Raw genomic sequence first — 26,707 nt, 5'->3', positions numbered from 1 at the left:
GGGTGATCGAGAAAGGCTGGTCGGTCAGGCGGACTGGCCGACCGGCTCCGCCACCTGCGCGGGCAGCGGTTCACGGGTGCGCAGGGCCGCCCACAGGTAGGCGGTCGCCGCGACACAGGCCGCCGCGCCACCCACGTGAATCGCCACCAGCGCGGCCGGGACGTCGGTGAAGTACTGGATGATGCCGACCATCGCCTGCGAGCACACCAGGGCGATGACCACGATGAGGCGGGTGCGGATGGTCTTCGACATGCCCACCGCCGCAAGCCCGAACGCGAGACCGACGAGCAGCGACAGGTAGGCGACGAGCAGTTCCGCATGCAGATGCACCAGCGGGACGATCTCGACTTCGAGGCGCTGCACCGGACGCTCGAGGCTCTTGTCGCCGGCATGCGGGCCCGCGCCCGTGACCAGCGTGCCCGCGACCAAAGTGGCGGACATGGCGACGGCGCTCAGGGCGGTGAGGATGCGCAACGGCTTGGGAGCCTGGGTGGTCTGCACGCCGTCATCGGGTTCGGCGGTCTTGCTCCACAGCACCGCGGCGAGCCAGACCATCAACATCGATGCCAGCAGATGGATGGCGACCGTCCACCACAGCAGACCCGACAGCACGGTGATGCCGCCGATGCAGGCCTGCAGGACGGTGCCGCCCGGCATCAGCCAGGCGTAGATCTGCACCTCGCGCCGGCGCCGCGCCCGCGTCACCGCGATCACCACCGCGGCGGCGGCGAGCGTGACCAGGAAGGTGAGCATGCGATTGCTGAACTCGACCGCCTGATGGATCGCCGGCACCTCGGCCACGGCGGTCGGCGTGAAGCTGCCCGGGAAGCACTGCGGCCAGGTCGGGCAGCCGAGTCCGGAGGCGGTGACGCGAACAATGGCTCCGGTCACCGAGATTCCGGCCTGGGTGATCAGGACCAGCAGGGCGAGGAGTCGCTGAACCCGGAGCGAGGGCATCGGGAACAGATCCGCGAATCGCTGAAAGGCGCGAGTTAGCACCCGACGATGGTAGCGGGACGGCATATCGCCCCGTCACCCGGCCTACTACCGAATGTCGTGGATCTCAGTCGAAACGGAAGAAGCGGGTGGCGAGCCAGCCGCTGATGCCGCCCCAGGCGGCGAGGACCGCGAGGCCGTACCAGTCGACGCTGTTGCGCATGGCCTGTTCCAGGCATTCCGACAGTGCGCCGGAGGGGATGATTCGTGCGACGAGGCTGACCGCAGACGGGATGTCGTCGGACATGAGGACGAGGCTGGCGGTGCCGAGCATGACGAACCAGAGGATGTTCGCCAGTGCGAGGACGATCTCGGCCTTGAGGGTGCCGCCGAGCAGCAGACCCAGCGCGCCGAACGTGGCGGTGCCGAGCGCGATCACGACCGCGCCCAGCAACAGGCCGGTGAGCGACGGCCGCCAGCCCAGCGCGACGCCGATGCCGCCGAGCAGAATCGACTGCAGGACCACCACGATGAGGACGGCGAAGCACTTACCGGCCACGATGCCCCAGCGCGGAAGCGGCGTCGCGCCAAGGCGTTTCAGCGCCCCGTAGCGCCGGTCGAACCCGACGGCGATGGCCTGACCGGTGAACGCCGTGGACATGATCGCCACCATCATGACGGCCGGCACCACCCGGTCCACGCGGTGATCCCCGAGCCCGTTCAGCGGCAGCAGCGTCAGCCCCACCAGCAGCGTGATCGGAATGAACATGGTGAGCAGCAACTGTTCCCCGTTGCGCAGCAACAGGATCAGTTCCATGCGGGTCTGCGCCGCCAGCATGCGGGCGCGGGTGGTCGGCCGCGGCGCGGGCGTGAAGGTCCCGGGCGCGAATCGATCGGCGGTGGCGGTCATCCCCGCAGCTCCTTGCCGGTGAGTTCGAGGAAGACGTCTTCCAGGCGGCGCTGGTCGATGCGAATATCGGTGGGCAGCACGTCGATTCGCGCGCACCACGCGGTCATGGTGGCCAGCACCTGCGGGGTGATGTCGCCCTGCAGCAGGTAGGAGCCGGGCGCGGTCTCGCGCGGGGTGAACCCTTCCGGCAGTGCGGCTTCCAGCAGGGCCAGGTCGAGTTTCGGGGGAGCGGTGAACGCCAGCCGCCCCTCCGCACCGTGCGAGGTCACCTCACTGGGCGTGCCCTGCGCGACGACCTGCCCGTGGTCGATGATGACCAGCTGGTCGGCGAGCTGTTCGGCCTCGTCCATGAGATGGGTGGTGAGCAGCACGCTGACCCCGTCGCGGCGCAGCGAATCGATCAGCTCCCACACCAGATGCCGTGCCTGCGCGTCCAATCCGGCGGTCGGCTCGTCCAGGAACACGATCTCGGGCCGCCCGACCAGCGCGCAGGCCAGCGCGAGCCGCTGCTGCTGCCCACCGGACAAGCGCCGGTACGGGGTCTTGCGGGCGTCCTTGAGACCGAGGATGTCGAGCAGCCACGCCGGATCGAGCGGGTCGGCCGAATACGAGGCGACCAGATCCAGCATCTCCCCGGCCTTGGATCCGGGGTACGCGCCGCCGCCCTGCAGCATGACGCCGATGCGCGGGCGCAGCCGATCGGAATCGGCGATCGGGTCCAGGCCGAGCACCCGCACGGTGCCGGCATCGGGGCGCACGAAGCCCTCGCACATTTCGGTGGTGGTGGTCTTGCCCGCGCCGTTGGGCCCGAGCAGTGCCAGCACCTGTGCGCGTTCGAGCTCGAAGCTGATGCCGTCGACCGCGGTGGTCTCGCCGTAGCGTTTCACGACGCCGTCGACGACAACGGCGGGTCCGGAGGCTGCGGTCACGAAGAGACACCGTAAGGCGTGGGCCGCTGTGACGGAGCCGACACCCCCGGCTGATTGCGCCACGGCAGCACATTCCGGGTGAGGAAGATCAGCAGCAGACTCACGATGACCACCGCGACCGCGGATTCGACGATCTGGAAAACGTAGAAGTCGGCGCCGCGCGGCATCAGGATCACGCTCACCACCGCCGAGAAGGCCACGGCGGGAACACGGAACGCCGGTCGGTTGGCCCAGGCCGCCAGCGGCACGATGGCCCACAGCAGATACCAGGGCTGCACCACCGGGAACAGCAGCACGATCGCGCCCAGCGATACGCCCAGTGCGCCAACGGGATGCAGGCGCCCGGTCCAGGTGGCCACCAGCATGCGGACGGTGATGAAGCCGGCGATGGTGCCCGCGATGGGCCGGGTGATGGACAGCAGCGCGGTGGTGTGATCGCCCAAACCGAGTAGCACGCCGCCGAATCCGGTGACCACGCCGATCGCGGTGGGCAGCGACATCCAGCTGCGCACCGCCCCGGCGACGCCGAGGGTGTGGATCCAGCCGAAGCCGAGCCCGCTGGCGTAGCTGATGAACAGCGTGGTGGCCAGCGCTATCGCCCCGAGCAGGGAACCGGCCACGAGCACCTGTTTGAATCCGCCGCGCCAGCGCCGCGCCAGCGCCATGGTCACGAAGCCGAGCGCGATCAAGGAGGTGACCTTGATGGAGGACGACATGGTGATCACCACGGTCCCGAAAATCAACAGCGCCCAGGCATTCCGATCGAACGGATGGGTGTCCTCGACCGCGCGCAGGCAGAACTCCAGGCCCGCCAGCATGAGCCCGAGCATGAGCGCGTCATTGTGCACGCCGCCGACCAGGTGGAACAGGACGAGCGGATTGGCCGCGCCCAGCCACAGCGCGCTCACCGGCGCGACGCCGCAGCGCCGGGACAGCCGCGGCAGCGCCCACACGATCAGGGCGACACCGGCCAGCGCCAGCAGGCGGTGCAGCCATACCCCGGCGATGATGTTGTCCCCGGTGACGATGGCGATGCCCTTGCCCATCCACAGGAACAGCGGCCCATACGGCGCGGGGGTCTCGCGCCAGATGTTCGGCACGTTGTTGGTCAGCACATTGTTGAGCCCGAGCCCGTCGGCCGGACCCACCTCGTACGGGTCGAGCCCGCGCGCGGCGATCTCGCTCTGCGCCAGGTACGAGTACACGTCGTTGGAGAACATGGGCGGCGCGATGCTGAGCGGAATGATCCACAGCAGCAGCGTGCGATCCAGCTGCGACCTGGTCAGCCGGTGGACCGGATTGCCGCCCCAGCCGCCGACCGCGAAGCGGCCCAGCAGCAGCCAGGCCATCACCACCAGGACGGTGCCGATCATGCACATGGCCAGCGTCGAGGTGTGCGCCCGGGCGAAGAATCCGAGCACCCGCAGTCCGGACGTCGGATTCTGATGCACCGGCTGTGCGCCCACGCCCAGCGCCGCCACCGCCATGATGACCGCGCCGGTGGCCCCGAGCAGCCGGATCCGGGTCAGCTGCAGGGTTTCCCGCCGGTCGAGGCCCGGCACCTCGCCGTCGACGCTGTGCAGCACTTCGACGGTGTGGTCGGACGGCCGCACGTCCAGGCCGAGGGCCCGGCGTCCGATCTCGATCACTGTGCGCCGCGCGCCGTCCACTACCGCCACATTCGCGAAGCCTAGTCGGGCGGGGGCGCGGAATCGGCGTTCGGCCGGGCGTGGGGGAGCGGCATTGCGGTCTTGATACCCCCGGGGGTATCTTCGCAAATACCCCCGGGGGTATTTCTGTCGTATACCCCGGGGGGTATGAAAGGAACTCGGATGCGAAGTACAGCAACGGGCATCGCCGATGCCTCCCCACCCGTTTCGGGAACCGGGCAGCTACCCGGCGGTGCGCTGGGCCGTCTCGGTGCGCTCATGGTCGACCGCTCCCGCTGGGTGTTCGGCTTGTGGCTGGTCCTCACCGTCGCGCTCGGTATGGCCGCGCCCGCCGCCATGACCTCGCTGGCCGGGGCCGGATGGCAGGCCGACGGGTCGGAATCGGTCCGGGCCCGCGAGGTCGCGCAACAGCATTTCGGCGGCAACTCCGCCGCGGCGGTGCAGATCGTCGTGCATTCCCCCGGTGCGAGCGTGGACAGCGCCCCGGTGCGCGCCGTGATCGGGGAGATCACCGGAATCCTCGGCGGCGACGCGCGATTCGGGTCGGTGGTGCCGCCGCAACCCGGGATGACCATCAGCCCGGACGGGCACACCGGCATTCTCATCGCGGGCGCGAACGGCACCACCGATGAGATGGTGGCCGCCGTAGACGCCGTGAAATCGCGGCTGACCGGGTTGTCCGGGGACGGCGTCGAGGTCTATCCGACCGGCGCGTCCGCGCTGTGGAGCGACTTCAACCAGGCCAACCACGACGCCATGCTCAAGGCGGAGATGTTCTCCTGGCCGGTGACGCTGGCCATCATGGTGCTGGCGTTCGGTTCGCTGGTGGCGGCGGGGCTGCCCCTTCTGCTCACCCTGACCGGGCTGATCGCTTCGGCGGGCGGGCTGGCCCTGCTGAACCAGGTCACGCCGATCTCGCTGTGGGCCATGAACTTCGCCATGATGTTCGCGCTCGCCCTCGGCATCGACTACGCGCTGTTCATCGTCTCGCGATTCCGGGACGCGGTGCGGGACGGGAACGTCACGCCGCGCACCGCCGTGGCGGTGACCATGGGAACGGCGGGCAAAGCGGTTGTGCTGTCGGGCCTGACCGTGCTGGTCAGTCTGTCGGCGGTGCTGGTGGTGCCCGCGCCGGCGGTCCGGACCACCGCGATCGGCATCATGTTCGCGGTCGCGTTCGTGCTGGCGGCCACGCTCACCCTGCTGCCCGCGGCACTCGGCCGATTGGGGCGGCGGGTCAATGCCGGATCGCTGCCGTATACCGCTCGGCAGCAGCATCGTTCGCCGCTGTTCGCCCGCTGGGGTGAACTGCTGCACCGGCATCCGTGGCCCTTCGCACTCGGCGCGCTGCTCGTGCTGATCGGACTGGCCGTCCCCGCGCTGGGATTGAAGGTCGCCATGCCCTCGATCCAGGTGGTGTCCGAGGACGCGCCCGTGCGTCAGGGATACGCCTTGGTGCAACAGGCATTCGGGCCCGGCGCGCCGGGCACCCTGCAACTCGTCGCACCGGGTGCGCACGCCGCCGAGACCGTGCGGATCGCCGCCGCACAACCCGGCATCGCCGCGGTCCTGCCGCCGCAGCCGGCTGCCGACGGCGCCGATTTCGTACTGGTGCAAGCCATCCCGGCAGCCGATCCCTCCGATCCCGGCATGGGAGCGCTCGTCGACGGCCTGCGCGCGGCCCTGCCCGCCGATGCCCTGGTGGGCGGCGCGGTGGCCGAGAACCTCGACCTGCAACAGGCATTGAACGATTACCTGCCGCTGGTCGTCGGCATCATCCTGGTGCTCGGCTTCCTGCTGTTGCTGATCGCGCTGCGCGCCCCGCTGATCGCACTGCTGGGCGCGGGCGTGAGCCTGCTGTCCACCGCCGCCGCGTTCGGCGTCGCCAAGCTGATCTTCCAGGACGGGCACGGGGCGAGCCTGCTCGGCTTCACCCCGCAGGGCTTCCTGGACGGGTGGGGGCCCGTGTTCTTCTTCGCCATGATCTTCGCCATCGCCATGGACTACACGGTGTTCCTGCTGGCCACGGCCAAGGAACACTACGAGCGCTCGGGTGATCCGGCCGTCGCGCACGTGGACGGGCTGGCCCATTCCGGGCGGGTGATCGCGGCCGCCGCGGCGGTCATGGTGGCGGTGTTCTTCACCTTCGCCTTCGTGGAACCGTTGCCGCCCAAGGAAATGGGCATCGTGCTCGGTGTGGCGGTGCTGCTGGATGCCGTGCTGGTCCGGCTGGTGCTGCTGCCGGTGCTGTTGCGCCTGACCGGACACGCCGCGTGGTGGTCGCCGCGCTGGCTGGCGAAAGTGCTGCCGGACATCAGCTTCTCGCACTGAGAAGCGGGGGGTGTGCCGGAGATCTCGGGCCCGGCACACCCCCTCATATACCCCCGGGGGTATAGTCGAAGGTGACTGATCCTCGGGAAAGGAAATCTCATGGCCGGCGATGCAGAAAGCAAGGCGCTCGTATTGAACCGGTTGCGCCGCGCGCACGGTCAGCTCGCGGGCGTGATCGCCATGATCGAGGCGGACCGCGATTGCAAGGACGTGGTCACCCAGCTCGCCGCTGTGTCCAAGGCGCTCGACCGCGCCGGTTTCAAGATCGTCGCCACCAATCTGCGCGAATGCGTGTCCGGTGGCCAGGGCGACGGCGCCGAACCGCTCTCGGTCGAAGAACTCGAAAAACTCTTCCTCGCGCTCGCCTGAGCGCTGGATCGAAGGACCTATCCATGACCCTCGCGCTCTCCACCACCCTGCCCACCGATTTCGCCGATGCCGTCGAACGCACCCGGAAAGCCCTGTCCGAACAAGGTTTCGGCGTGCTCACCGAGATCGACGTGACCGCCACCATGCGGGCCAAACTCGGGGTGGAGCTCGAGGAGTACCTGATTCTCGGAGCCTGTAATCCGCCGCTGGCGCACGCGGCATTGGAGGCGAACCGGCAGATCGGGCTGCTGCTACCGTGCAATGTGGTTGTGCGCGCGGATCGTTCGGGCGGCGGCGTGCTGGTCGAAGCCATGAACCCGGAACTGATGGTGCAGGTGGCGGGGGAGGACCCGGCCCTGCGCGCCATCGCCGACGATGCCACCGCGCGGCTGCGCGCCGCCATCTCGGCGCTGGGCTGAGTCCGGCATCCGGCACGGCACGCACTGCGGAATTGCATAGCGTGCAATCACTTTGAAACCTGCTCCCGCCCAGGTCACAGCTCATTCGCCCTGCCGGTGTCGGACCTCGCCCATACGCTGGATGGATGGTTTCGGAGTCAAAGCGTCGAATTGAGGTGGCCGCCGCCGGGTTGCTGGCTCGGCACGGTTATCACGGCTTCGGCTTGAAGAAGCTCAGCGAGGCAGCGGGTTTGCCGTACGGGTCGATCTACCACCACTTTCCCGGCGGCAAGGAGGAGATCGCGGTATCGGCGGTGGCCGGGACCGGAGTCCTGGTGGGGCGCATGATCAGTCAGGCGCCGGGGGATGTGTTCGGCACCACCGCAACGCTGTTCGATTTCATGGCCGCCAAACTGGCCGGATCGGACTGGAGCGAAGGGTGTCCGGTGGGTACGCCCGCCCTGGACGGCGGCAGCGATGTGGACCGGGTGCGCGCGGCCTGCGTGTCGGCGTTCGAGGCCATGTCGGAGGGATTCACGAATCTGCTGGGGGAGATGGGGTTACCGGAGGGGGAGGCGCGCGAACTGGCGACCACGGTGGTCGCCGCCTACGAAGGGGCGACCATTCTGGCCCGGGTGCGGCGCTCGGACGAGCCATTGCAGATAGTCGCGGCCGCCATGGCCCGGCTGATCCGCATGAGCTTCGCGGAAGCCGGTGCCGCCGAAGTGAATTCACCCTAGGGTGGGTTGCCTGGAAAGAACGTTCTAGCGACGCTCGAAGCATGAAGCGACTCATCCTCGACGGACCCGGCGCCCTGCATTGGGAAGACGGTCCCGAACCGGTCCTCGACGGCCCCGGCCAGGCCCTGGTCCGCCCGATCGCCGTCGCCACCTGCGACCTCGATCCCGCTGTCCTGCAAGGCCGGTTCCCCCTGCAAGGCCCCTACCCGTTCGGCCACGAGGGCGTGGGCGAAGTGGTCGCGGTAGGTGCGGACGTCCGCACGGTGGTCCCCGGCGATCGCGTGGTCGTCCCCTTCCAGATCTCCTGCGGCGACTGCCCCGCCTGCCTGCGCGGCCGCACCGGAAACTGCACCTCGCACCCGTTCATGTCCACCTACGGCCTGGGTGCGATGGGCGGGCTCGAATGGGGCGGTCTCTGGGCCGATCTGGTGCGCATCCCGCACGCCGACGCCATGCTGGTCCCGGTGCCCGCAGGCGTGGATCCGGTAGCGGTCGCCAGCGCCAGCGACAATATCCCCGACGCCTATCGCGCCGTAGCGCCCCAACTAGCCGATAATCCGGGCGCGGAAGTCCTGATTCTCGGCGGCCCCGCCGCCTCGTCCATCGGCCTCTACGCCGCCGGCCTGGCCGTCGCCCTGGGCGCGTCCCGCACCGTCTACCTCGACACCGACCCGGACCGCCTGAAACTCGCCGCACAACTCGGCGCCGAAGCGCTGGAAGGCCCCTCCGACACCCGAGCAGGCCGATTCCCCATCGTCGTAGAAGCCGCCGGCGGCCGAAAAGCACTGGTAGCAGCCATCAATGCCACCGCCAACGACGGCTGGTGCACCAGCGTCAGCGTCCAAGCCCAGGACGTCTCCCTCCCCCTCCTCGGAATGTATTCGCGCTGCTGCACTTTCCACACCGGCCGCGCCCACGTCCGCCCCGTCATCCCCGAAGTCCTCGCCCTGGTAGCCGCCGGCCGCTTCGACCCCACCCCCGTCACCACCCGCACCGTCCCCTGGTCCGATTCCCTAGACGCCCTCCTGGACGCCCCACTCAAACTCATCGCCGTCCGCTGACGTATCGCGTGGCCCTGGACCACCTCGGCCGCTACCTAGCCAACCACACGCATTGAGCGGCGCGGGCGTTCTCTATTCTGTGTCGAATGGCTGTCCGTCCGATTCTGATCGCAGGTGATCCCCGACTGTCCACTCCGGCGGTTCCGGTCACCGAATTCGACGCCGAGCTCGCGGCTTTCGTCGAGGATTTGTTCGAAACCAATACCGCCGCGCGGGGTGCGGGGCTGGCGGCGAATCAGGTCGGTGATCCGCGGGCGGTGTTCGTGTACGACCTGGTGCAGGACAAGGAGCGGCGGCGGGGGTATGTCGTCAATCCGGTGCTCGAGACGTCGGAGATTCCGGAGACCATGCCGGATCCCGACACGAACGACGAAGGCTGCCTGTCGGTGCCGGGGGAGTGGTTTCCGACCGGGCGCGCCGACTGGGCGAAGGTGACCGGGGTGGACGTCCACGGCGAGCCGGTGTCGGTCGAAGGGACCGGGTATCTGGCGCGCTGCCTGCAGCACGAGACCGATCATCTGCTCGGGCATCTGTATCTGGACCGGCTGATCGGACGTAATCAGCGCGCGGCCAAGAAGATGATCAAGGCCAATGGGTGGACCGAGCCGGGCCGATCCTGGCTGCCGGGGCAGGACGCCGATCCGTTCCACGGCTGATCGGCGTCCCGGCGCAACTGCGGGGTTACCGGAAGCGGGCGGCGTGTTCGACCGCCCAATCCCGGATATCGCGGGCGGGCGTGCCGGTGAGGTCCTCGACCGTGGTGGTGATCAGGTCCGAGCGGGGGCGGAATTCGGCCATCGCCAGCAAGGATTCGATGAGGTCCGCAGGTAGTCCGGCAGTGGTCATATTCGCTCGGGCGATGTCGAGCGGTAGCGGCTCGAAGCGCAGCGGGCGGTCGATCGCCGCCGCGATGGCCTGCACCTGATCGGCGCGACCGACCACGCGGGGGCCGGTCAGGACGTATTTCCGGCCCGTGTGCGCGTCGTCGGCGAGCACCCGGGCCGCCACGGCGGCGATATCGTCCTCGTGGATCACCGCGGTCGGCGCCACATCCGTCGTGCGCACCACCCCGGTCTCGCGGATCTGCCCGGCCCAGGCCAGGGCATTGGATGCGATGGTGTCGGCGCGCAAGACCGTCCACGCCAGACCCGACGCCTCCAGCAGGCCCTCCAGTTCGGCATGCCGTTCCGGAATCGGATCCGATTGCGGCCCCGCGTCATTCACCGTCGAGGACGACAGATAGACCACCCGCCGCACGGCTCCGGCCAGGACCTCGAGCAGCTGCTTCGCGCCGTCGGAGGAGTGGAACGGCCAGATCAGGAACACGGTATCGACATCGGCCAGCGCGGTCGTCAGGGATTCGGGCGCCGCCAGATCTCCGGCCACGACCTCCACCGCGGCCGGCAACCCCGCCCGCCCCGGATCACGAACCACCGCGCGCACGACGCTGCCTCCGGCGGCGAGCCGTTCCGCTACTCGACGCCCGACGTTCCCGGTCGCACCGGTCACCAGAATTCTGCTCACCAACCGCGCAACCTCGCGGTGAGCAGCGGAAATTCCGGATCGAGAGTGTGACAGGTCACACCCGCGCCCATCGCCGCTGGTCGCGCGAGATAGGTCAGGGAACCCTTACTGGAACGCGGAATGGAATTCCGTCACACTTGTGTTGTGAAAACCGTGGGTTTGCGGAATGCGGAAGCAGGCACCGGGCGCCGGAAGGGCGCCCGGGCTGTTGTCGTGCCCGCGCCGGCGGGCGAAGGGCACACCCGCGAGGCCGTCATCAAACTACTGCTGGAGGAAGGACCGATCACCGCGACCGCCATCGGCGAGCGGCTCGGCCTGAGTCCGGCGGGCGTGCGACGGCATCTGGACGCGCTGCTGGAGTCGGGGGAGGCGCGTGCCGCCCGCTCGGCCCCGTGGCAGCAGAAGGGCCGCGGCCGACCGGCCAAGCAGTTCCAGCTGACGGCTACCGGCCGGGGCAAATTGAGCCACGCCTACGATGACCTCGCCGGTGCCGCCATGCGACAGCTCCGCGAGATCGGCGGCGACAAGGCCATCGTCGAATTCGCCCGCAAGCGGGTCGGCGCGATCGTGGCCGGAGTGGACCGGCTGGGCCGGCACACCCCGGAGGCGACCGAGGCCAAGGCGGAGGAGCTCGCGGAAGCGTTCACCGATGCCGGGTTCGCCGCTTCCACCCGGAAAGTCGGTGCGGGCGTGCAGATCTGCCAGCATCACTGCCCGGTGTCGCATGTGGCCGAGGAATTTCCGGAGCTGTGCGCGGCCGAGCTGGAAGCGTTCCGCGAGATTCTCGGGACGCACGTCCAGCGCCTGGCCACCATCGCCAATGGCGACTGCGCGTGCACCACGCACGTGCCGCTGCTGTTGCCCATGCCCACCGTGGCATCGGAATCGAATACCGCCGAACCGAATACCGCAGAAAACCCCGTTGCCCAGCCCGCAACGACTTCTACACACGACTCCGGAAGGAGTGCCGAATGACGACGACCACCGACCAGGCGCAGCCGCTGACCCAGGAAGAGACCATCGCTTCCCTGGGTAATTACGGGTACGGCTGGGCCGACAAGGATGTCGCCGGTGCCAGTGCCAAGCGCGGTCTGTCCGAGGAGGTCGTCCGCGACATCTCGGCCAAGAAGAGCGAGCCCGAATGGATGCTCGACTTCCGGCTCAAGGCCCTGCGCATCTTCGACAAGAAGCCCATGCCGAACTGGGGTTCCAACCTCGAGGGCATCGACTTCGACAACATCAAGTACTTCGTGCGCTCCTCGGAGAAGCAGGCCGCTTCCTGGGAAGAGCTGCCCGAGGACATCAAGAACACCTACGACAAGCTCGGCATCCCGGAGGCGGAGAAGCAGCGCCTGGTCGCCGGTGTCGCCGCGCAGTACGAGTCCGAGGTCGTCTACCACTCCATCCGCGAGGACCTGGAGAAGCAGGGCGTCATCTTCCTCGACACCGACACCGGTCTCAAGGAGCACCCGGAGCTGTTCCAGCAGTACTTCGGCTCGGTCATCCCGTCCGGTGACAACAAGTTCTCCGCGCTGAATTCGGCTGTGTGGTCGGGTGGTTCGTTCATCTACGTGCCGCCGGGCGTGCACGTGGACATCCCGCTGCAGGCGTACTTCCGCATCAACACCGAGAACATGGGTCAGTTCGAGCGGACGCTGATCATCGTCGACGAGGACGCCTACGTGCACTACGTCGAGGGTTGTACCGCGCCGATCTACAGCTCGGACTCGCTGCACTCCGCGGTCGTGGAGATCATCGTGAAGAAGGGTGGCCGCTGCCGGTACACCACCATTCAGAACTGGTCGAACAACGTCTACAACCTGGTCACCAAGCGGGCCAAGGCCGAGGCGGGCGCGACCATGGAATGGGTCGACGGCAATATCGGCTCCAAGGTCACCATGAAGTACCCGGCCGTGTGGATGACCGGTGAGCACGCCAAGGGCGAGGTGCTCTCGATCGCGTTCGCCGGTGCGGGCCAGCACCAGGACACCGGTGCGAAGATGCTGCACCTGGCGCCGAACACCTCCTCCAACATCATCTCCAAGTCGGTGGCGCGCGGCGGCGGCCGGGCCTCCTACCGCGGCCTGGTGCAGGTGAACAAGGGCGCGTACGGCTCGAAGTCGACCGTGAAGTGCGATGCGCTGCTGGTGGACAACATCTCCCGCTCCGACACCTACCCCTACGTCGACATCCGCGAGGACGACGTGACCATGGGTCACGAGGCCACCGTGTCGAAGGTGTCCGAGGACCAGCTGTTCTACCTCATGTCCCGCGGCCTGACCGAGGACGAGGCCATGGCGATGGTGGTGCGCGGCTTCGTGGAGCCGATCGCCAAGGAGCTCCCGATGGAGTACGCCCTGGAACTGAACCGCCTGATCGAACTGCAGATGGAAGGAGCCGTCGGCTGATGGCCGTGGAGAACGTTGCCGAGGCCGCCGAGGCTCGCACCCCGGCGTTGAACAAGGGCGAGGTTTTCGCTTCGTTCGATGTCAACGCCTTCGAAATCCCGTCGGGTCGGGATGAAGCCTGGCGCTTCACCCCGATGCGGCGGCTCAACGGCCTGCACGACGGCACCGCCGTGCGTGACGGCCAGGCGACCGTCGATGCGGTCGCGCCGGCCGGTGTGACGGTCGAGACCGTGGACCGCACCGACGCCCGCCTGGGCGAGGGCGGCACCCCGACCGATCGCGTTGCGGCGCAGGCGTACTCGGGCTTCGAGCAGGCGACCATCGTGACCGTCGGCGCGGAAACCGAAGTGGCCGAGCCGGTTACCGTGACCATCACCGGTCCGGGGGAGGGCAAGACCGCCTACGGGCACCTGCAGATCCGCCTGGGCAACTTCGCCCGCGCCACCGTGGTCGTCGACCAGCGCGGCAGCGGCACCTACGGCGAGAACGTCGAATTCATCCTCGGCGACAGCGCCGCGCTCAATGTCATCGCCGTCCAGGACTGGGCCGACGACGCCGTGCACGTCACCGCGCACCACGCCAAGCTGGGCCGCGACGCCACCCTGCGCCACACCAACGTCACCCTCGGCGGCGACCTGGTGCGCCTGGTCGGCAACGTCCGCTACGCGGGTCCCGGCGGCGACGCCGAACTGCTCGGCGTGTACTTCGCCGACGACGGCCAGTTCTTCGAACAGCGCCTGCTGGTCGATCACTCGCAGCCCAACTGCAAGTCCAACGTGCAGTACAAGGGTGCGCTGCAGGGCGATCCGACCTCGGACAAGCCGGACGCGCACACCGTGTGGGTCGGCGACGTGCTCATCCGCGCCGCGGCCGAAGGCACCGACACCTACGAGGTGAACCGCAACCTGGTGCTCACCGACGGCGCCCGCGCCGACTCGGTGCCCAACCTGGAGATCGAGACCGGCGAGATCGTCGGCGCCGGACACGCTTCCGCGACCGGTCGTTTCGACGACGAGCAGCTGTTCTACCTGCGCTCGCGCGGCATCCCGGAGGAGGTGGCGCGGCGCCTGGTCGTGCGCGGCTTCTTCTTCGAGATCCTGCAGAAGATCACCGTCCCGGAGGTCCGGGAGCGGCTCGAGGCGGCCATCGAAGCCGAACTCGCCGCTGTCGGCGTCTGACACCAACTTCCCCTCCCCGCAAAGGAATTCGAATTCGATGACCACCCTGGAAATCAAGGACCTGCACGTCGAGGTCGCCAACCCGGACGAGACCGGCGAGCCCATCAAGATCCTCAAGGGCGTGAACCTGACCATCAAGTCGGGTGAGACCCACGCGATCATGGGCCCCAACGGTTCCGGCAAGTCGACCCTGTCCTACGCCATCGCCGGGCACCCCAAGTACACCGTCACCCAGGGCTCCATCACCCTCGACGGTGAGGACGTGCTGGAGATGTCGGTCGACGAGCGCGCCCGCGCCGGCCTGTTCCTGGCCATGCAGTACCCGGTCGAGGTTCCCGGCGTCTCGGTCTCGAACTTCCTGCGCACCGCCGCCACCGCCATCCGCGGCGAAGCCCCCAAGCTGCGCACCTGGGTGAAGGAAGTCAAGGAGAACATGGCCGAGCTGGAGATCGATCCGGCCTTCGGCGACCGCTCCGTCAACGAGGGCTTCTCCGGCGGCGAGAAGAAGCGCCAGGAGATCCTGCAGCTCAGCCTGCTCAAGCCGAAGATCGCCATCCTGGACGAGACCGACTCCGGCCTCGACGTGGACGCGCTGCGGATTGTTTCCGAGGGCGTGAATCGTTACAAGGAGCGGGAGACCGGCGGCATCCTGCTGATCACCCATTACACCCGCATCCTGCGTTACATCCAGCCGGACTTCGTCCACGTCTTCGTGGGCGGCCGGATCGTGGCCGAGGGCGGCGCCGAACTCGCCGAAGAACTCGACTCGAATGGATACGTGCGCTTCACTTCTGCAGCTGTAGGAGCCTAGATATGACCACCACGGTGCCCGCTCTGGACGTCGCCCGCATCCGCGCCGACTTCCCGATCCTCAGCCGCACGGTGCGCGACGGAAAACCCTTGGTCTACTTGGATTCCGGCGCCACCGCACAGCGGCCCATGGAGGTGCTGGATGCTGAACGCGACTTCCTGATCCAGCGCAATGCGGCGGTGCACCGTGGTGCTCACCAGCTGGCCGAAGAGGCCACCGACGCCTACGAGGGCGCCCGCGCCGATATCGCCCGCTTCGTGGGCGTGAGCGCCGACGAGATCGTGTTCACCAAGAACGCGACCGAATCGCTGAACCTGGTCACCTACGCCTTCGCCGACGACCGGTTCCCCTTCCACGTCGGCCCGGGCGACGAGATCGTCATCACCGAGCTCGAGCACCACGCGAACCTGGTGCCGTGGCAGGAGCTGGCGCGGCGCACCGGCGCGACCCTCAAGTGGTACGGCATCACCGACGACGGCCGCATCGACCTGGACTCGCTCGAACTGTCGCCCGCGACGAAGGTGGTGGCGTTCACCCACCAGTCCAACGTGACCGGTGCGATCGCCCCCGTGACCGAATTGGTCCGGCGGGCAAAGGAAGTCGGCGCGCTGGTCGTGCTCGACGCCTGCCAGTCGGTGCCGCATATGCCGGTGAACTTCCGGGAGCTGGGCGTCGACTTCGCCGCCTTCTCCGGCCACAAGATGCTCGGCCCCTCCGGCGTCGGCGTGCTGTACGGCCGCTACGCGCTGCTCGAGCAGACCCCGCCGTTCATCACCGGCGGCTCCATGATCGAGACCGTGTTCATGGACCACTCCACCTTCGCGGCCCCGCCGCAGCGGTTCGAGGCCGGCGTGCCGATGACCTCGCAGGTGGTCGGACTCGGCGCGGCCGTGCGGTATCTCGAAGAGATCGGCATGGAAGCCGTTGCGGCGCACGAGCACACGCTGGTGAGCGCGGCCCTGGATGGGCTGAGCAAGCTCAACGGCGTGCGCATCGTCGGCCCGACCGACAATGTGAACCGCGGCGGCGCGGTCGCTTTCGTGGTGGACGGCATCCACGCCCACGACGTCGGCCAGATCCTGGACGACGAGGGCGTCGCCATCCGCGTCGGCCACCACTGCGCCTGGCCGCTGCATCGCAAGTTCGGCGTGGCCGCCACCGCCCGCGCCTCCTTCGCCGTCTACAACACCCTCGACGAGGTGGACGCGCTGATCGCCGCGGTGCGGAAGGCCCAGAGCTTCTTCGGAGTTGCATAGACCATGCGCATGGAGCAGATGTACCAGGAAGTCATCCTGGACCACTACAAGCACCCGCACCACCGCGGCCTCCGCGAGCCGTTCGGTGCGGAAGTGCACCACGTCAACCCCACCTGCGGTGACGAGGTGACGCTGCGCGTACAACTCGACGACAATGGCGACGTGACCGACGTGTCCTACGACGGGCAGGGCTGCTCGATCAGCCAGGCGTCCACCTCGGTGCTCACCGACCAGGTCATCGGCCTGCCGCTGCAGCAGGCCATGAAGGTGGTCGAGGCGTTCGACGAGATGATCACCAGCCGCGGCACCGTCGAAGGCGACGAAGACCTGATCGGCGACGGCATCGCCTTCGCCGGCGTCTCGAAGTATCCGGCGCGCGTGAAATGCGCCCTGCTGGGCTGGATGGCGTTCAAGGACGCCGTCGTGCGGATCACCGCCGAAGAAGAGGCCAAGAAGACCATGGGCAACGGGGAGTAGAGAATGAGCGACACCGAACAGCAGACCCCGGCCACCGAGCCGCAGACCGAAGCCGTCGCACCGCAGGCGGAAGCCGTTGCGTCGCAGACGGATACGGCCGACCCGGAAGCCGACCTGAGCCCCGAGGAGATCGCCTTCCTGGCCGACCTCGAAGAGGCCATGCGCGACGTCGTCGACCCCGAACTCGGCATCAATGTCGTCGACCTGGGCCTCGTCTACGGCCTCAAGGTCGAGGACAATATCGCCAAGCTCGACATGACCCTCACCTCCCCGGCCTGCCCCCTGACCGACGTCATCGAAGACCAGTCGCGCAACGCCCTGGTCCGCAGCGGCTTGGTCGAGGACCTGCAGATCAACTGGGTCTGGATGCCGCCGTGGGGCCCGGACAAGATCACCGAAGACGGCCGCGAGCAGCTGCGCGCCCTCGGCTTCACCGTTTAGCCGATCGCCGCGTGATCAGGTGCGGGGCAGCGACTACCGCTGCCCCGCACCGAGATCGATATGGGTCAGCTTGTCCGGGTTGCGGACCGCATAGATACCCCGGATCCGCTCGGTTTCCGGATCGATATCCAGGACGACCACGACGTACGGCGAACCGCCGGACATGATGACCGCCGACGGATCGCCGTTGACCCAGCGGTAGTGGACCCCCATATCCGGCACACCGGCGGAAATGCCCGGGCTGGTGACCAGCCGAATGATCTTGTCCGCCCCGTGGATCGGACGCAGCGCCGCTCGGGACTTGCCGCCGCCGTCCGACCAGAAGGTGGCATCGGGTGCGAGCAGCTCCAGCAGCGCGGTGACATCCCCGCCGAGCTGCGCCGCAAGGAATTTCTCGGTAATGGCCCGCTGCGCACGCGGATCGGCCTGAAAGCGCGGGCGGCGCGCGTGCACGTGCGAACGCGCGCGGTGCGCCACCTGGCGCACGGCCGCGGCGTCGCGCGAGAGGATCTCGCCGATCTCGGCGTGCGGATAGCCGAATACATCGTGCAGCACGAACACCACGCGCTCGAGCGGCGTCAGCGTCTCCATGACCACCAGCATTGCCATCGAGACCGATTCCGCGCGCAAGGTGGGTTCCACGGCGTCGGCGCTGTCGCGGACCTCGGGAAGATCGGTGACCAGCGGCTCGGGTAGCCAAGGGCCGACGTAGGTTTCGCGGCGGCGAGATTCCTGAGCCCGCCGCGCGAGCGCGTTGTTCACCGCGATCCGCACCAGATAGGCGCGGGAATTGGCGATCTCCTCGGCGCCGGCCCGATTGCGGCCCACCCAGGCCAGCCAGGTGTCCTGCAGCACGTCCTCGGTGTCGGCGACGCCGCCGAGCATGTTGTAGACGATGGAGAACAACAGCTCGCGATGCGCGGCGAAGATCTCGGTCGCTTCGGGGACAGTGCTCTCGGTCATCGGTTCTCCTTGTTCCGGTCTCGCTCCTGAGAGCGAACCGGGCGGTGAAACGTGACATCGCCGCCCGGATGTGATCTGGATCGCTCGATGTCACACCGCGCGGCCGGATGCGCTCTCGGTTGGCGAAGGGATGAACCCCTCCTGTCACCGAGTGAAGGACATCGCCCGTGCTCCGAGAAACCGCATCATCCTCATTCCTCGCCACGCGCCGCGGCAAATCGACGCTGGCGCTGTTGTGCACCATCGCCTTCCTGGATTTCGTCGACGGCTCGATCGTCAATGTCGCCTTGCCGACGATCCAGCGGGATCTGGGCATGCCCGTCTCGACGCTGCAATGGATCACCAGCGGCTACATGCTCACCTACGGCGGCTTGCTGCTGCTCGGCGGCCGCTTGGCCGATCTGCTCGGCCGCCGCCGCGTTCTCGTTTCCGGCACCGTGCTCATCGCGCTCGCGTCGGCGACGGGCGGGCTGGCCCAGTCCGGGGGGTTGCTGATCGGCGCGCGGCTGGCCCAGGGGATCGGCGCGGCGCTCATGCTGCCCGCCGCGCTGTCGATTCTGACGACCAGTTTCCGGGAGGGCTCGGATCGCAATACCGCACTGGGCGTGTGGGGCGGCGCGGCCGGACTGGCCTCCGCCTCCGGTGTGCTGCTCGGCGGCCTGCTCACCCAGGGGCCGGGCTGGCGCTGGGTGTTCTACGTCAACACCCCCGTGTGCGTGCTGGTGCTGGTCGCGATCCCGCTGCTGATCGCAGACGATCGTCGCAATGAAATCCGCGGCGGCTTCGACGTTCTCGGCACCGCGCTCGCCACCGGTGGTGTGATGCTGCTCGTCTACGGCCTGGTGAAAGCGCCCGATCACGGCTGGTCCGATGTGCGGACGCTCACCATGCTCGCGGTGGCGATCGCCCTGCTGATCGGTTTCGTGGTCAACGAATCTCGCGCCGCCGCACCGCTGGTCCCGCTGTCGATCTTCCGCATCAAGGGGCTGGCCGCCGCGAATCTGTCCTACGCGAGCATCGCCGCCGGCATGCTGGCCATGTTCTTCTTCCTCACCCTTTACATGCAGTCCGTCCTCGATTACAGCGAACTCCAGGCCGGCCTGGCCTACCTGCCCTTCAGCCTGGCGCTCGCCGTCGTCGCCGGTCTCGTCACGAAGCTGTTCCCGCGCATCGGGACTCGCCCGTTCATCGTGGCCGGCGCTCTCGTCACGGGCCTCGGCCTGTTCTGGCTGTCGCGCATCCCCACCGACGGCACCTATGCGGCCGACGTGCTGCCCGGCATGCTCGTCATGGCGGTCGGCGCGGGCGCGGTCTTCGTGGCCGCCAATACCGCCGCCAATGCCGGGGTGCCGGCCGAACAAGCGGGATTGGCGGCGGCCCTGCTGAATACGGCCCAGCAGATCGGCGGGGCACTGGGCATCGCGGTGCTCACCGCCATCGCGACCTCCCGCACCGCGAACGAGCTGACCGCCGGGCACGCTCCCGCGGCCGCGATGACCTCCGGCTTCCGGCTCGCGCTGCTGGTCGGTGGCTTCCTGGTGCTGGCCGCCGCGGTCATCGGGCTGCGCACCGCCGATTCGCGCGGCGACGCGACGACCGGGGTGCTGTAGGCAACCGTCCAGTCTTGGGTGAGTGGATACGTTGGTGCGCATGGCATTGCGCACCGCGTTCACCGATCTCATCGGCATTCGCCATCCCATCGTCTCGGCGGGGCCGAGCCAGGACCCTTGGTGTCGCCATGCCTGATGTCCAGTGGGTGGTGTTGGAGGCAGTAGCGGCCCCTGACATCGGGTGCGGTGAGTGCACCTGGCACGGATCGATGTCGCTGAACATTGGATTGCGTCGATGACGGACCCGGTGACCGGCTGATCGACCGATCTCACGACGGATTCGCAACGTTCTCGTTCGAGACGCCACGCAATAGGGTGAGTTCTCGAGTTCGCAGCGATTCGTGATCTGCGGCGGAGGCGAAGTACGCGCGGCAGACACGTAATGCCGCCCGCGCGCAGGTCGCTCAGAATGCCATGCAGCTGGAAATGCAGCGCCAACAGTTGGCTGCGCTCGACCATGCCAATGTCCGGGAAGCCGTCCGGCCGAACGCAACCCCTCCCGGCTGGTACGGCGACCCGGGACAACCGGGTCAACTCCGTTGGTGGGACGGTAGCCGGTGGACCCAACATATCCAGGCGGCGCCTTCGCTTCCGCAACCGCCGCGGCCGCCTCACGGGTACTGAATCGTTGGGATAACGGCCGGAGGACTTACTCGACGGGCTTCGGGGTCCAAGGCCAGGATCGAACGACCGCCGTCGACCGGAATGGTTGCACCGTTGATGAATCCGCCGTCTGGGGTCAGCAGGAATTCGGTGGTGGCGGCGACTTCGTCGGTCGTTGCGATGCGGCCCAGGGGATGGAGCTCAGCCATTTCGCGTTCGACGGCCGCTGCGGATTCCGGTGTCAGTGCGGCAAGGTAGTCGGTGTAGCGCTCGGTTACGACCGAGCCCGGTGCCACCGAGTTCACCCGGATCCCGTATCGGCCGTACTCCACGGCGAGTGCTCTGGTGAGACCTTCGAGTGCGGCCTTGGCGGTGCTGTAGGGCAGCGCGCCGGGAACGGCTCGTCGGGCCTGATGCGAGCTGATGTTGACGATCGCGCCCGGGGTGCGGGCGGCCAGGAAGCGCCGAACTGCTGTGCCGCATCCGACTACCGCCGGGCGCAGGTTGGCATCGATGAGCTCCAGGACTCGGTCCGGACCCGAGTCGTGCAGTGACGCGTCTCGGAAGACGGCGGCGTTGTCGACCCAGCCGGTGAGGGTGCCGATCTGTTGTGCGCGTTCGGCTGCTTGTTCGGTGATCTCTTCATTGCCGGCGTCTCCCGTCACTGCTGTGGCCAGATCCGTAGTCCAGGAGAGGTTTTCGGTATCGCGGTCGACGATCACGACCGCGTGCCCGCGCCCCAGCAGTCGTTCCACGATCGCGCGTCCGATTCCGCGTCCACCGCCGGTTACTACGTAGGACTGCGTCATATATCCGATGCTAGACAAACCGGCCGCTTCCATATGGCCGCGAATGATTGCCCGGGTCGAGGGTGCGGTATTTCGCAGGAGTTCACGGGATGTTCGGTACCTGCAGTAGTGGTAGAAGCCATCGCTCGCCGACCGGCGCGCGGCGCGCCTCCACAGTGCTGCTCGCGGGATACGTTGGTGGGTATGGGGCTGCGCACCGTCTTCACCGAACTGGTCGGCATTCGGCATCCGATTGTCTCCGCTCCCATGGGCGGGGCAGCTGGCGGGGAGTTGGCGGCGGCGGTGTCGAACGGCGGGGGATTGGGGCTGGTCGGGGCGAGTCGCGCCGATGCCGCGTGGGTGGCGGATGAATTGGCGATTGTCGCCGCGCGTGCCGAGAAGCCCTGGGGCGTAGGGTTTTTGAGCTGGGGTGCGGAGGTGTCCGCGGTCGAGCGGGCATTGGAGTTCGAGCCGGCCGCGCTCATGCTGGGGTTCGGGGACCCGCGTCCCTTCCTGCCCGCGGTGCGGGCTTCGGGGGCCGTATTGCTGCTGCAGGTCACCGATATGGCCGAGGTCGAGGACGCGCTCGCGGTGGGGGCGGATGTGCTGGTGGTACAGGGTTCCGAGAGCGGCGGGCACGGCGCCCGGCAGGGCCGTTCGACGCTCACCTTCGTGCCCGCTGTGCTGGATCGCGCCGGCGCGGTGCCGGTGCTGGCCGCCGGCGGAATCGCGGACGGCCGGGGGCTGGCCGCGGTGCTGGCGCTGGGCGCGGCGGGCGCCATGCTGGGCACGCGGTTCCAGGCCACCCCGGAAGCCACGGTGAACGCCGCCGTCCATGCCGCCGTTGCCGCTGCGACGGGCGCGGACACCGAGCGCAGCAGCGTGCTCGACATCATTCGGGGTGCGCAGTGGCCGCGGCGCTGGACCGCCCGCACCCTGCATCACCCGGCGCTGGATCGCTGGCGTGATCGCGAGACCGAACTCGCACAGGATGATTCGGCCAAACGGGACTATTCGGATGCGGTGCGCCGGGGTGAGTACCCGCCCGAGCCGATCTGGGCGGGGGAGGCCATCGACAATATCGACACGGTCGTCCCGGCCCGTGAACTGGTGGAAACCCTTGCCGCTGAGGCGGAAGCGGCGCTGCGCCGGGCGAGCGGCGCGGACGAGCTGTCGTAGGGGCGCGGTAGGGTATCCGCGAATCGAGCTGGAGGGGAACCGATGTCATACGCAGTCATGCCCTACGCCGTGGACGTGAACCGCATTCGCGCGGCGGTGGACGCGGGGACGAGCTTCCCGGATGGGTACGCGTTCAAGGACTTCTGCGCGGCCGAGGGCGCCATGCTGGCCAACGAGGGCTGGTGGGGTATGCGGTCCGCGTACTTCGATGTGGTCGATGCCGCGTTGAGTGAACTGGGCGCGGGGTTCAAGGTGTCGCACCTGGTGTTCAGCGGTGCGCCGGTCTCTGTTCCGGTCGAGGACTTTCCGGTCATCGGTTATGTCGGAAATGACCGGGTCGGTGAATATGCCGACGCCCTGGCCGCATTGGATCTCGGCGGCGTGGACGCCGGCGTGCGGGAATCGATCACTCAGCTACGCGAGTGGTTCGAGGACTGCCGGGCGCGGGGGACCGGCTGGGTGAGTTTCTATCACTGAAACCGCGGCACTGCCGCGCAGGTCGTCCCCGGAATCGCGGGCCCGGCACCGTAAGATGCGCGGGTGACCGGTTACGACGACTTCGACGGGTTCGAGCATTTCGACACCTCGACCCTGCCGCCGCGGCAGCAGCAGATCCTGTGCACCATTCGCGATTGGGTACAGCGGCACGGGTATTCGCCCAGTACGCGCGAGATCGGCGACGCGGTGGGGTTGCGGTCCGGTTCGTCGGTTTCCAAGCATCTGAAGGCGCTGGAGGATCAGGGCTTGCTGCGGCGCAGCGAATCGGTGACGCGGCCGATGGATGTGCGGCTGTTCCTCAAGCCGGTCGCGGCGCCACAGACCGGGGACTCGGTGCCGGTCCCGGTGGTGGGCGATATCGCCGCCGGCGTACCGATTCTCGCCGAGGAGCACACCGACGACGTGTTGTCGCTGCCGCGCGAGCTGGTCGGTCGCGGCACCGTCTTCGGGCTGCGCGTGCGCGGTGATTCCATGATCGACGCGGCCATCTGCGACGGGGACATCGTGGTGGTGCGCAAGGAGAGCGAAGCGCACTCCGGCGAGATCGTGGCCGCCATGCTGGACGGCGAGGCGACCGTAAAGGTCTATCGCCGACGCAATGGTCACATCTACCTCGAACCTCGCAATCCGGCCTACGAGGTCATCGACGGTGACGAAGCGGTGGTGCTGGGCAAGGTAGTCTCGGTCATGCGCCGCGTCTGAGCCGTTCCGGGCCCCGGGGTTCGGGGGCTTGCCCCCGAGAGTCCGAGAGCTTCTGGACTGGACATTGCGTGTGAGGTCGATCATGATTCGACGCGTCATCATCATCCATCATCGGGAGTACGAATGTCGTTGTTGCGCAAGGCCGGGATGGGCCTCGCCGTTACATCGATGGCCGCGATCGGCACCGTGGCAGCCGGGCCCGCCAAGGCCGCGGAGGCCGACGGTCCGGTCTTCACGGCAGCCTCCGGCGATCTGAACGGATCGCTGGCGCTGTCTCGCAGCACCAGGAACGTCGCGTACGCGGTGAACTACACCAAGAGCGGCGACGCCGATGCCGACGCGCTGCGGCAGTGCGGTGGCGGTGACTGCGAAGTGGTCGTGCGGTTCACCAATGCCTGCGGGGCCGTCACGGCGGATTCGAACGGCGCCTTCGGCTATGCCTGGGCGCCGACCAAGGTGGAGGCCGAGAAGGCCGCCACCGATGTGCTGGGCAACAAGTCCTTCCCGGACGTGGGCTCGGCTTCGGGACGCAATACCAAGGTCATCGTGTCTGTTTGCACGGACAACGCCCGCTGAGCGGGTTGTTTCGGCCTGACTGATGCGCCGCACCGGATTCCGGTGCGGCGCATTCGTTTCGAAACTGTCGTGTTTGCCGGGCCCGATTCGCCCGCAACGAACCCGCTGTGCCCGCGATGATGCAAGGGTGGACGAGCTCACCTATGAAGGCACTCGGTTCGGATTGCACGCGGCGGCGGAGCTGCTCATCGCGGGGCCGCAGTACAAACGGTTCGGCAGTATCCGCATGCGGATCGTGCTGGGCGGTTTCGCGGGGGTGAAATGGCCGGTGTCGATAACCGGGGCGGACCTGGTGTGGCCGCAGGGCCGCATCGCGCTGCACGGCACCTATCGGGAACTGGCCATGCACGCCGGCTTCGATGCCGAGGCCCCGCCGGAGGGACTCTATCGCGACGGCACCCATATGGATCCGGACGAGCCGTTCACCGTCGACGCCGACGCGGCGGCCATCGTGCACGACTGGTTCGCGGTGGGCGATACCGCGCTGCGCCGCTTCGCGCTCGAGCAACCGGTGCTCTGGCCCGAGCACTTCGACCTATCGGTGGCCGTCGACGAAGTGAATTACGGTGTGTCGCCGGGGGATTCGCAGATTCCGCAGCCGTACGCGTACGTAGGCCCGTGGCAGCCACGGCAGGGTGAGTTCTGGAACGCGTCGTTCGGGGCGGTGCGCACCCGCGCCGAGACCGGCACGGTGGAGAGCCTGCTGGACTTCTTCCGCGAAGGAAGGCAGCGCGCCGCCGCCGCGAGCTGACCGGCGGCGCACCGCACCGAATCAGGGCTTGGGCCGCCCGTGCCGGCCGTCGCCGGTGATCCGGCCGCGCCGGATCAGGTCGCGTTTGGTGCCGGGCCCGAGTGCGATCTGATCGGCCCCGTCCGCGGCCGATTCGTTCGGGTTCGGCCGCACGAACAAGGTCACCGTGGTGCCCTCGGTGAAGCCGTTCTTGCGCATCATGCCCGCCGAGGCGGTGTTGTGCAGTTCCACATCGGTGACGATGCGCCGCGCCCCGTGCCGGAAGAGCGTGTCGCAGCAGACCGTCATGAGCCGCCCGGCGATCCCGCGCCCCTGCATCTCCGGATCGACCGCGATCCATTCCAGATACGCCCAGTCGTCGCGCAATTCGAATTCCATGGAGGCGAGCACGAATCCGACCACCCGATCCGAATCCACCGCCACCCAGCAGGACTTGCCGGCACTGTCGAGGTGCTCGGCCACCGAGGTCAGCGACCACGAGGTGTAGGGCTTGGCGGAGGTGTCGAACACCTGGTAACCGAGGTCGATGACCTGACGCAGATGGCCGAGACCCATCGGGACGATAGCGATGTCCGGTTCGATGGCTATGTCGGATTCCATGCCGAACAGTTTGCCAGGTGAATGCTGTTTCGCGGCGAATCGTGCAGCTCAGGCGCCCTTGCGGGTCGCCGATTTGGTCGCCGTCTTCTTGGCGGCCTTCTTGGCCGGAGCCTTCGCCGCGGCCTTGGCGGCCTTGGCCGGTTTCGCCGGTTCGGAACTCTTGGTCTTGCGCCCGGACGCTTCCAGACTGCGCTGCAACGCCGCGACCAGGTCCACCACCTCGGCGTCCATCTCCGGCGCGGCGGCCTCCGGGGCCCGGGTGACCTTGCTGCTCCCGCTGGCGATGGCCTCGTCCAGCATCTTCTTCAGCTCGATCTGGTACTCGTCCACGTACAGGCTCGGATCGAAGTCGTCCGACAGCGTGTCCACCAGCGTCTCGGCCATCTTCAATTCCTGCGCCTTCGGCGCCCCCACCCCGTCCAGCTTGTCGAACGCCACCGCCCGCACCTCATCGGGCCACAACAGTGTCTGCAACACCAGCACCCCGTCCCGCACCCGCAGCGCCCCCAGCCGCGTCTTCTGCCGCAACGTGAAATGCACCAGCGCGACCCGATCCACCTCTTCGAGCGTCTTGGCCAGCAGCACATACGCTTTCGGCGTATTGGAATCCGGTTCCAGGTAATAACTCTTGTCGTAGAGAATCGGATCGATCTGTTCCGACGGCACGAATTGCAGCACCGGAATCTCGTGTTTCTCCGCCGCCGGCAGTTTCGCGAAATCCTCGTCCGTGAGAATCACCCGATCGCCCTCCGGCGACTCGTACGCCTTGTCGATATCGGCGTACTGCACCGGCTGCCCATCGATGGTGCACAGCCGCTCATACCGGATCCGCCCCCCGTCGGCGGCATGCACCTGGTGGAACTTGATGTCGTGGTCCTCCGTGGCGGTGTACACCTTCACGGGGACGTTGACCAGCCCGAACGCGATGGAGCCCTTCCAGATGGACCTCATACCACCCCACTCTACGGATGACCATACGGGTCGGTCGACCGAATCGC

Annotated in this window: 29 protein-coding genes; 20 read left to right on the top strand and 9 right to left on the bottom strand. The window is 67.9% G+C overall.

What is annotated here, in order from left to right; genetic code table 11:
* Positions 1–24: 24 nt before the first annotated feature.
* From NY1_RS15465 to mptB, 4 genes are all read right to left on the bottom strand, one after another.
* A complete protein-coding gene (locus NY1_RS15465; protein ID WP_439956013.1) occupies positions 25–999 on the bottom strand; it encodes a COX15/CtaA family protein in 975 nt (324 codons plus the stop codon).
* Between the two features lie 64 nt (positions 1,000–1,063).
* Positions 1,064–1,846, bottom strand: coding sequence for an ABC transporter permease (locus NY1_RS15460; RefSeq protein ID WP_067712970.1), 783 nt, complete (start codon positions 1,844–1,846; stop codon positions 1,064–1,066).
* The gene (locus NY1_RS15455) at positions 1,843–2,775 is read right to left on the bottom strand and encodes an ABC transporter ATP-binding protein (RefSeq protein ID WP_067712967.1); all 933 of its coding nucleotides are present in this window, start codon (positions 2,773–2,775) and stop codon (positions 1,843–1,845) included. Before NY1_RS15455 ends, NY1_RS15460 begins: the two co-directional genes overlap by 4 nt.
* On the bottom strand, positions 2,772–4,454 hold the full coding sequence (mptB, locus tag NY1_RS15450) for a polyprenol phosphomannose-dependent alpha 1,6 mannosyltransferase MptB (RefSeq protein WP_067712964.1): 1,683 nt from the start codon (positions 4,452–4,454) through the stop codon (positions 2,772–2,774). Before mptB ends, NY1_RS15455 begins: the two co-directional genes overlap by 4 nt.
* 153 nt (positions 4,455–4,607) lie before the next feature.
* Between mptB and NY1_RS15445 the strand changes: the two genes are divergently transcribed.
* The 6 genes from NY1_RS15445 to NY1_RS15420 all read left to right on the top strand — a co-directional run bounded on the left by NY1_RS15445 (position 4,608) and on the right by NY1_RS15420 (position 10,000).
* The gene (locus NY1_RS15445; protein ID WP_439956012.1) at positions 4,608–6,776 is read left to right on the top strand and encodes an MMPL family transporter; all 2,169 of its coding nucleotides are present in this window, start codon (positions 4,608–4,610) and stop codon (positions 6,774–6,776) included.
* A 99-nt stretch (positions 6,777–6,875) separates the two neighbouring features.
* Entirely contained in the window at positions 6,876–7,145 is a 270-nt protein-coding gene (locus NY1_RS15440; RefSeq protein ID WP_067712960.1) for a metal-sensitive transcriptional regulator, read from the top strand.
* A gap of 23 nt (positions 7,146–7,168) precedes the next feature.
* Positions 7,169–7,564, top strand: coding sequence for a DUF302 domain-containing protein (locus NY1_RS15435; protein ID WP_067712957.1), 396 nt, complete (start codon positions 7,169–7,171; stop codon positions 7,562–7,564).
* Positions 7,565–7,689: 125 nt separating this feature from the next.
* Positions 7,690–8,283: a TetR/AcrR family transcriptional regulator gene (locus NY1_RS15430; RefSeq protein ID WP_067712955.1), complete on the top strand. Its 594-nt coding sequence runs from the start codon at positions 7,690–7,692 to the stop codon at positions 8,281–8,283.
* Between the two features lie 41 nt (positions 8,284–8,324).
* Entirely contained in the window at positions 8,325–9,344 is a 1,020-nt protein-coding gene (locus NY1_RS15425) for a zinc-dependent alcohol dehydrogenase (protein WP_067712952.1), read from the top strand.
* Positions 9,345–9,430: 86 nt separating this feature from the next.
* A complete protein-coding gene (locus NY1_RS15420; RefSeq protein ID WP_067712948.1) occupies positions 9,431–10,000 on the top strand; it encodes a peptide deformylase in 570 nt (189 codons plus the stop codon).
* A 25-nt stretch (positions 10,001–10,025) separates the two neighbouring features.
* Here NY1_RS15420 and NY1_RS15415 read toward each other — a convergent pair whose 3' ends face one another.
* The gene (locus tag NY1_RS15415; protein ID WP_218028360.1) at positions 10,026–10,868 is read right to left on the bottom strand and encodes an NAD(P)H-binding protein; all 843 of its coding nucleotides are present in this window, start codon (positions 10,866–10,868) and stop codon (positions 10,026–10,028) included.
* A gap of 120 nt (positions 10,869–10,988) precedes the next feature.
* On the opposite strand from NY1_RS15415, the gene NY1_RS15410 reads away from it, so the two are divergent.
* From NY1_RS15410 to NY1_RS15380, 7 genes are read left to right on the top strand one after another with little or no spacing between them, the layout of a single operon-like run.
* Positions 10,989–11,843, top strand: coding sequence for a helix-turn-helix transcriptional regulator (locus NY1_RS15410; RefSeq protein WP_084534993.1), 855 nt, complete (start codon positions 10,989–10,991; stop codon positions 11,841–11,843).
* Positions 11,840–13,276, top strand: a complete 1,437-nt coding sequence (sufB, locus tag NY1_RS15405) for a Fe-S cluster assembly protein SufB (RefSeq protein WP_067712943.1) — start codon at positions 11,840–11,842, stop codon at positions 13,274–13,276. Before NY1_RS15410 ends, sufB begins: the two co-directional genes overlap by 4 nt.
* Positions 13,276–14,454 carry a Fe-S cluster assembly protein SufD gene (gene sufD, locus NY1_RS15400; RefSeq protein ID WP_067712940.1) on the top strand — a complete coding sequence of 393 codons (1,179 nt, stop codon included), beginning with the start codon at positions 13,276–13,278 and terminating at the stop codon, positions 14,452–14,454. The genes sufB and sufD overlap by 1 nt, the downstream gene beginning before the upstream one ends.
* Positions 14,455–14,491: 37 nt before the next feature.
* Complete coding sequence (gene sufC, locus NY1_RS15395) at positions 14,492–15,265, top strand: Fe-S cluster assembly ATPase SufC (protein ID WP_067712937.1); 774 nt, start codon at positions 14,492–14,494, stop codon at positions 15,263–15,265.
* Between the two features lie 2 nt (positions 15,266–15,267).
* Entirely contained in the window at positions 15,268–16,521 is a 1,254-nt protein-coding gene (locus NY1_RS15390) for a cysteine desulfurase (protein WP_067712934.1), read from the top strand.
* Positions 16,522–16,524: 3 nt separating this feature from the next.
* The gene (gene sufU, locus NY1_RS15385) at positions 16,525–16,998 is read left to right on the top strand and encodes a Fe-S cluster assembly sulfur transfer protein SufU (RefSeq protein WP_067712931.1); all 474 of its coding nucleotides are present in this window, start codon (positions 16,525–16,527) and stop codon (positions 16,996–16,998) included.
* 3 nt (positions 16,999–17,001) lie between these two features.
* Complete coding sequence (locus NY1_RS15380; protein WP_067712929.1) at positions 17,002–17,439, top strand: metal-sulfur cluster assembly factor; 438 nt, start codon at positions 17,002–17,004, stop codon at positions 17,437–17,439.
* Between the two features lie 33 nt (positions 17,440–17,472).
* On the opposite strand, the gene sigJ is transcribed toward NY1_RS15380, so the two are convergent.
* A complete protein-coding gene (gene sigJ, locus NY1_RS15375) occupies positions 17,473–18,402 on the bottom strand; it encodes an RNA polymerase sigma factor SigJ (protein ID WP_067712926.1) in 930 nt (309 codons plus the stop codon).
* Between the two features lie 167 nt (positions 18,403–18,569).
* Here sigJ and NY1_RS15370 point away from each other — a divergent pair, with 167 nt between their 5' ends.
* On the top strand, positions 18,570–20,012 hold the full coding sequence (locus NY1_RS15370) for an MFS transporter (RefSeq protein ID WP_067712923.1): 1,443 nt from the start codon (positions 18,570–18,572) through the stop codon (positions 20,010–20,012).
* A gap of 414 nt (positions 20,013–20,426) precedes the next feature.
* Entirely contained in the window at positions 20,427–20,636 is a 210-nt protein-coding gene (locus NY1_RS42015; protein WP_369690441.1) for a DUF2510 domain-containing protein, read from the top strand.
* Here NY1_RS42015 and NY1_RS15365 read toward each other — a convergent pair.
* On the bottom strand, positions 20,624–21,424 hold the full coding sequence (locus tag NY1_RS15365) for an SDR family NAD(P)-dependent oxidoreductase (protein WP_067712920.1): 801 nt from the start codon (positions 21,422–21,424) through the stop codon (positions 20,624–20,626). The two genes, NY1_RS42015 and NY1_RS15365, sit on opposite strands and share 13 nt — an antisense overlap.
* 183 nt (positions 21,425–21,607) lie before the next feature.
* On the opposite strand from NY1_RS15365, the gene NY1_RS15360 reads away from it, so the two are divergent.
* The 5 genes from NY1_RS15360 to NY1_RS15340 all read left to right on the top strand — a co-directional run bounded on the left by NY1_RS15360 (position 21,608) and on the right by NY1_RS15340 (position 25,109).
* Entirely contained in the window at positions 21,608–22,582 is a 975-nt protein-coding gene (locus NY1_RS15360) for a nitronate monooxygenase (protein ID WP_067712917.1), read from the top strand.
* A gap of 42 nt (positions 22,583–22,624) precedes the next feature.
* On the top strand, positions 22,625–23,059 hold the full coding sequence (locus tag NY1_RS15355) for a DUF7691 family protein (protein WP_157762257.1): 435 nt from the start codon (positions 22,625–22,627) through the stop codon (positions 23,057–23,059).
* 63 nt (positions 23,060–23,122) lie between these two features.
* Complete coding sequence (lexA, locus tag NY1_RS15350) at positions 23,123–23,782, top strand: transcriptional repressor LexA (protein ID WP_067712911.1); 660 nt, start codon at positions 23,123–23,125, stop codon at positions 23,780–23,782.
* A gap of 123 nt (positions 23,783–23,905) precedes the next feature.
* Entirely contained in the window at positions 23,906–24,358 is a 453-nt protein-coding gene (locus NY1_RS15345) for a DUF4189 domain-containing protein (protein WP_067712908.1), read from the top strand.
* Between the two features lie 127 nt (positions 24,359–24,485).
* On the top strand, positions 24,486–25,109 hold the full coding sequence (locus NY1_RS15340; RefSeq protein WP_067712905.1) for a hypothetical protein: 624 nt from the start codon (positions 24,486–24,488) through the stop codon (positions 25,107–25,109).
* Positions 25,110–25,130: 21 nt separating this feature from the next.
* Here NY1_RS15340 and NY1_RS15335 read toward each other — a convergent pair whose 3' ends face one another.
* Entirely contained in the window at positions 25,131–25,709 is a 579-nt protein-coding gene (locus NY1_RS15335; protein WP_067712902.1) for a GNAT family N-acetyltransferase, read from the bottom strand.
* Between the two features lie 48 nt (positions 25,710–25,757).
* Complete coding sequence (ku, locus tag NY1_RS15330) at positions 25,758–26,660, bottom strand: non-homologous end joining protein Ku (protein ID WP_067712900.1); 903 nt, start codon at positions 26,658–26,660, stop codon at positions 25,758–25,760.
* Between the last annotated feature and the right edge of the window lie 47 nt (positions 26,661–26,707).

The organism is Nocardia yamanashiensis NBRC 100130 (assembly GCF_001613325.1).
Taxonomy (GTDB): Bacteria; Actinomycetota; Actinomycetes; order Mycobacteriales; family Mycobacteriaceae; genus Nocardia; species Nocardia yamanashiensis.
The sequence above is the reverse complement of the archived record's forward strand: the minus strand, read 5'-3'. Positions and strand labels throughout refer to the sequence as shown.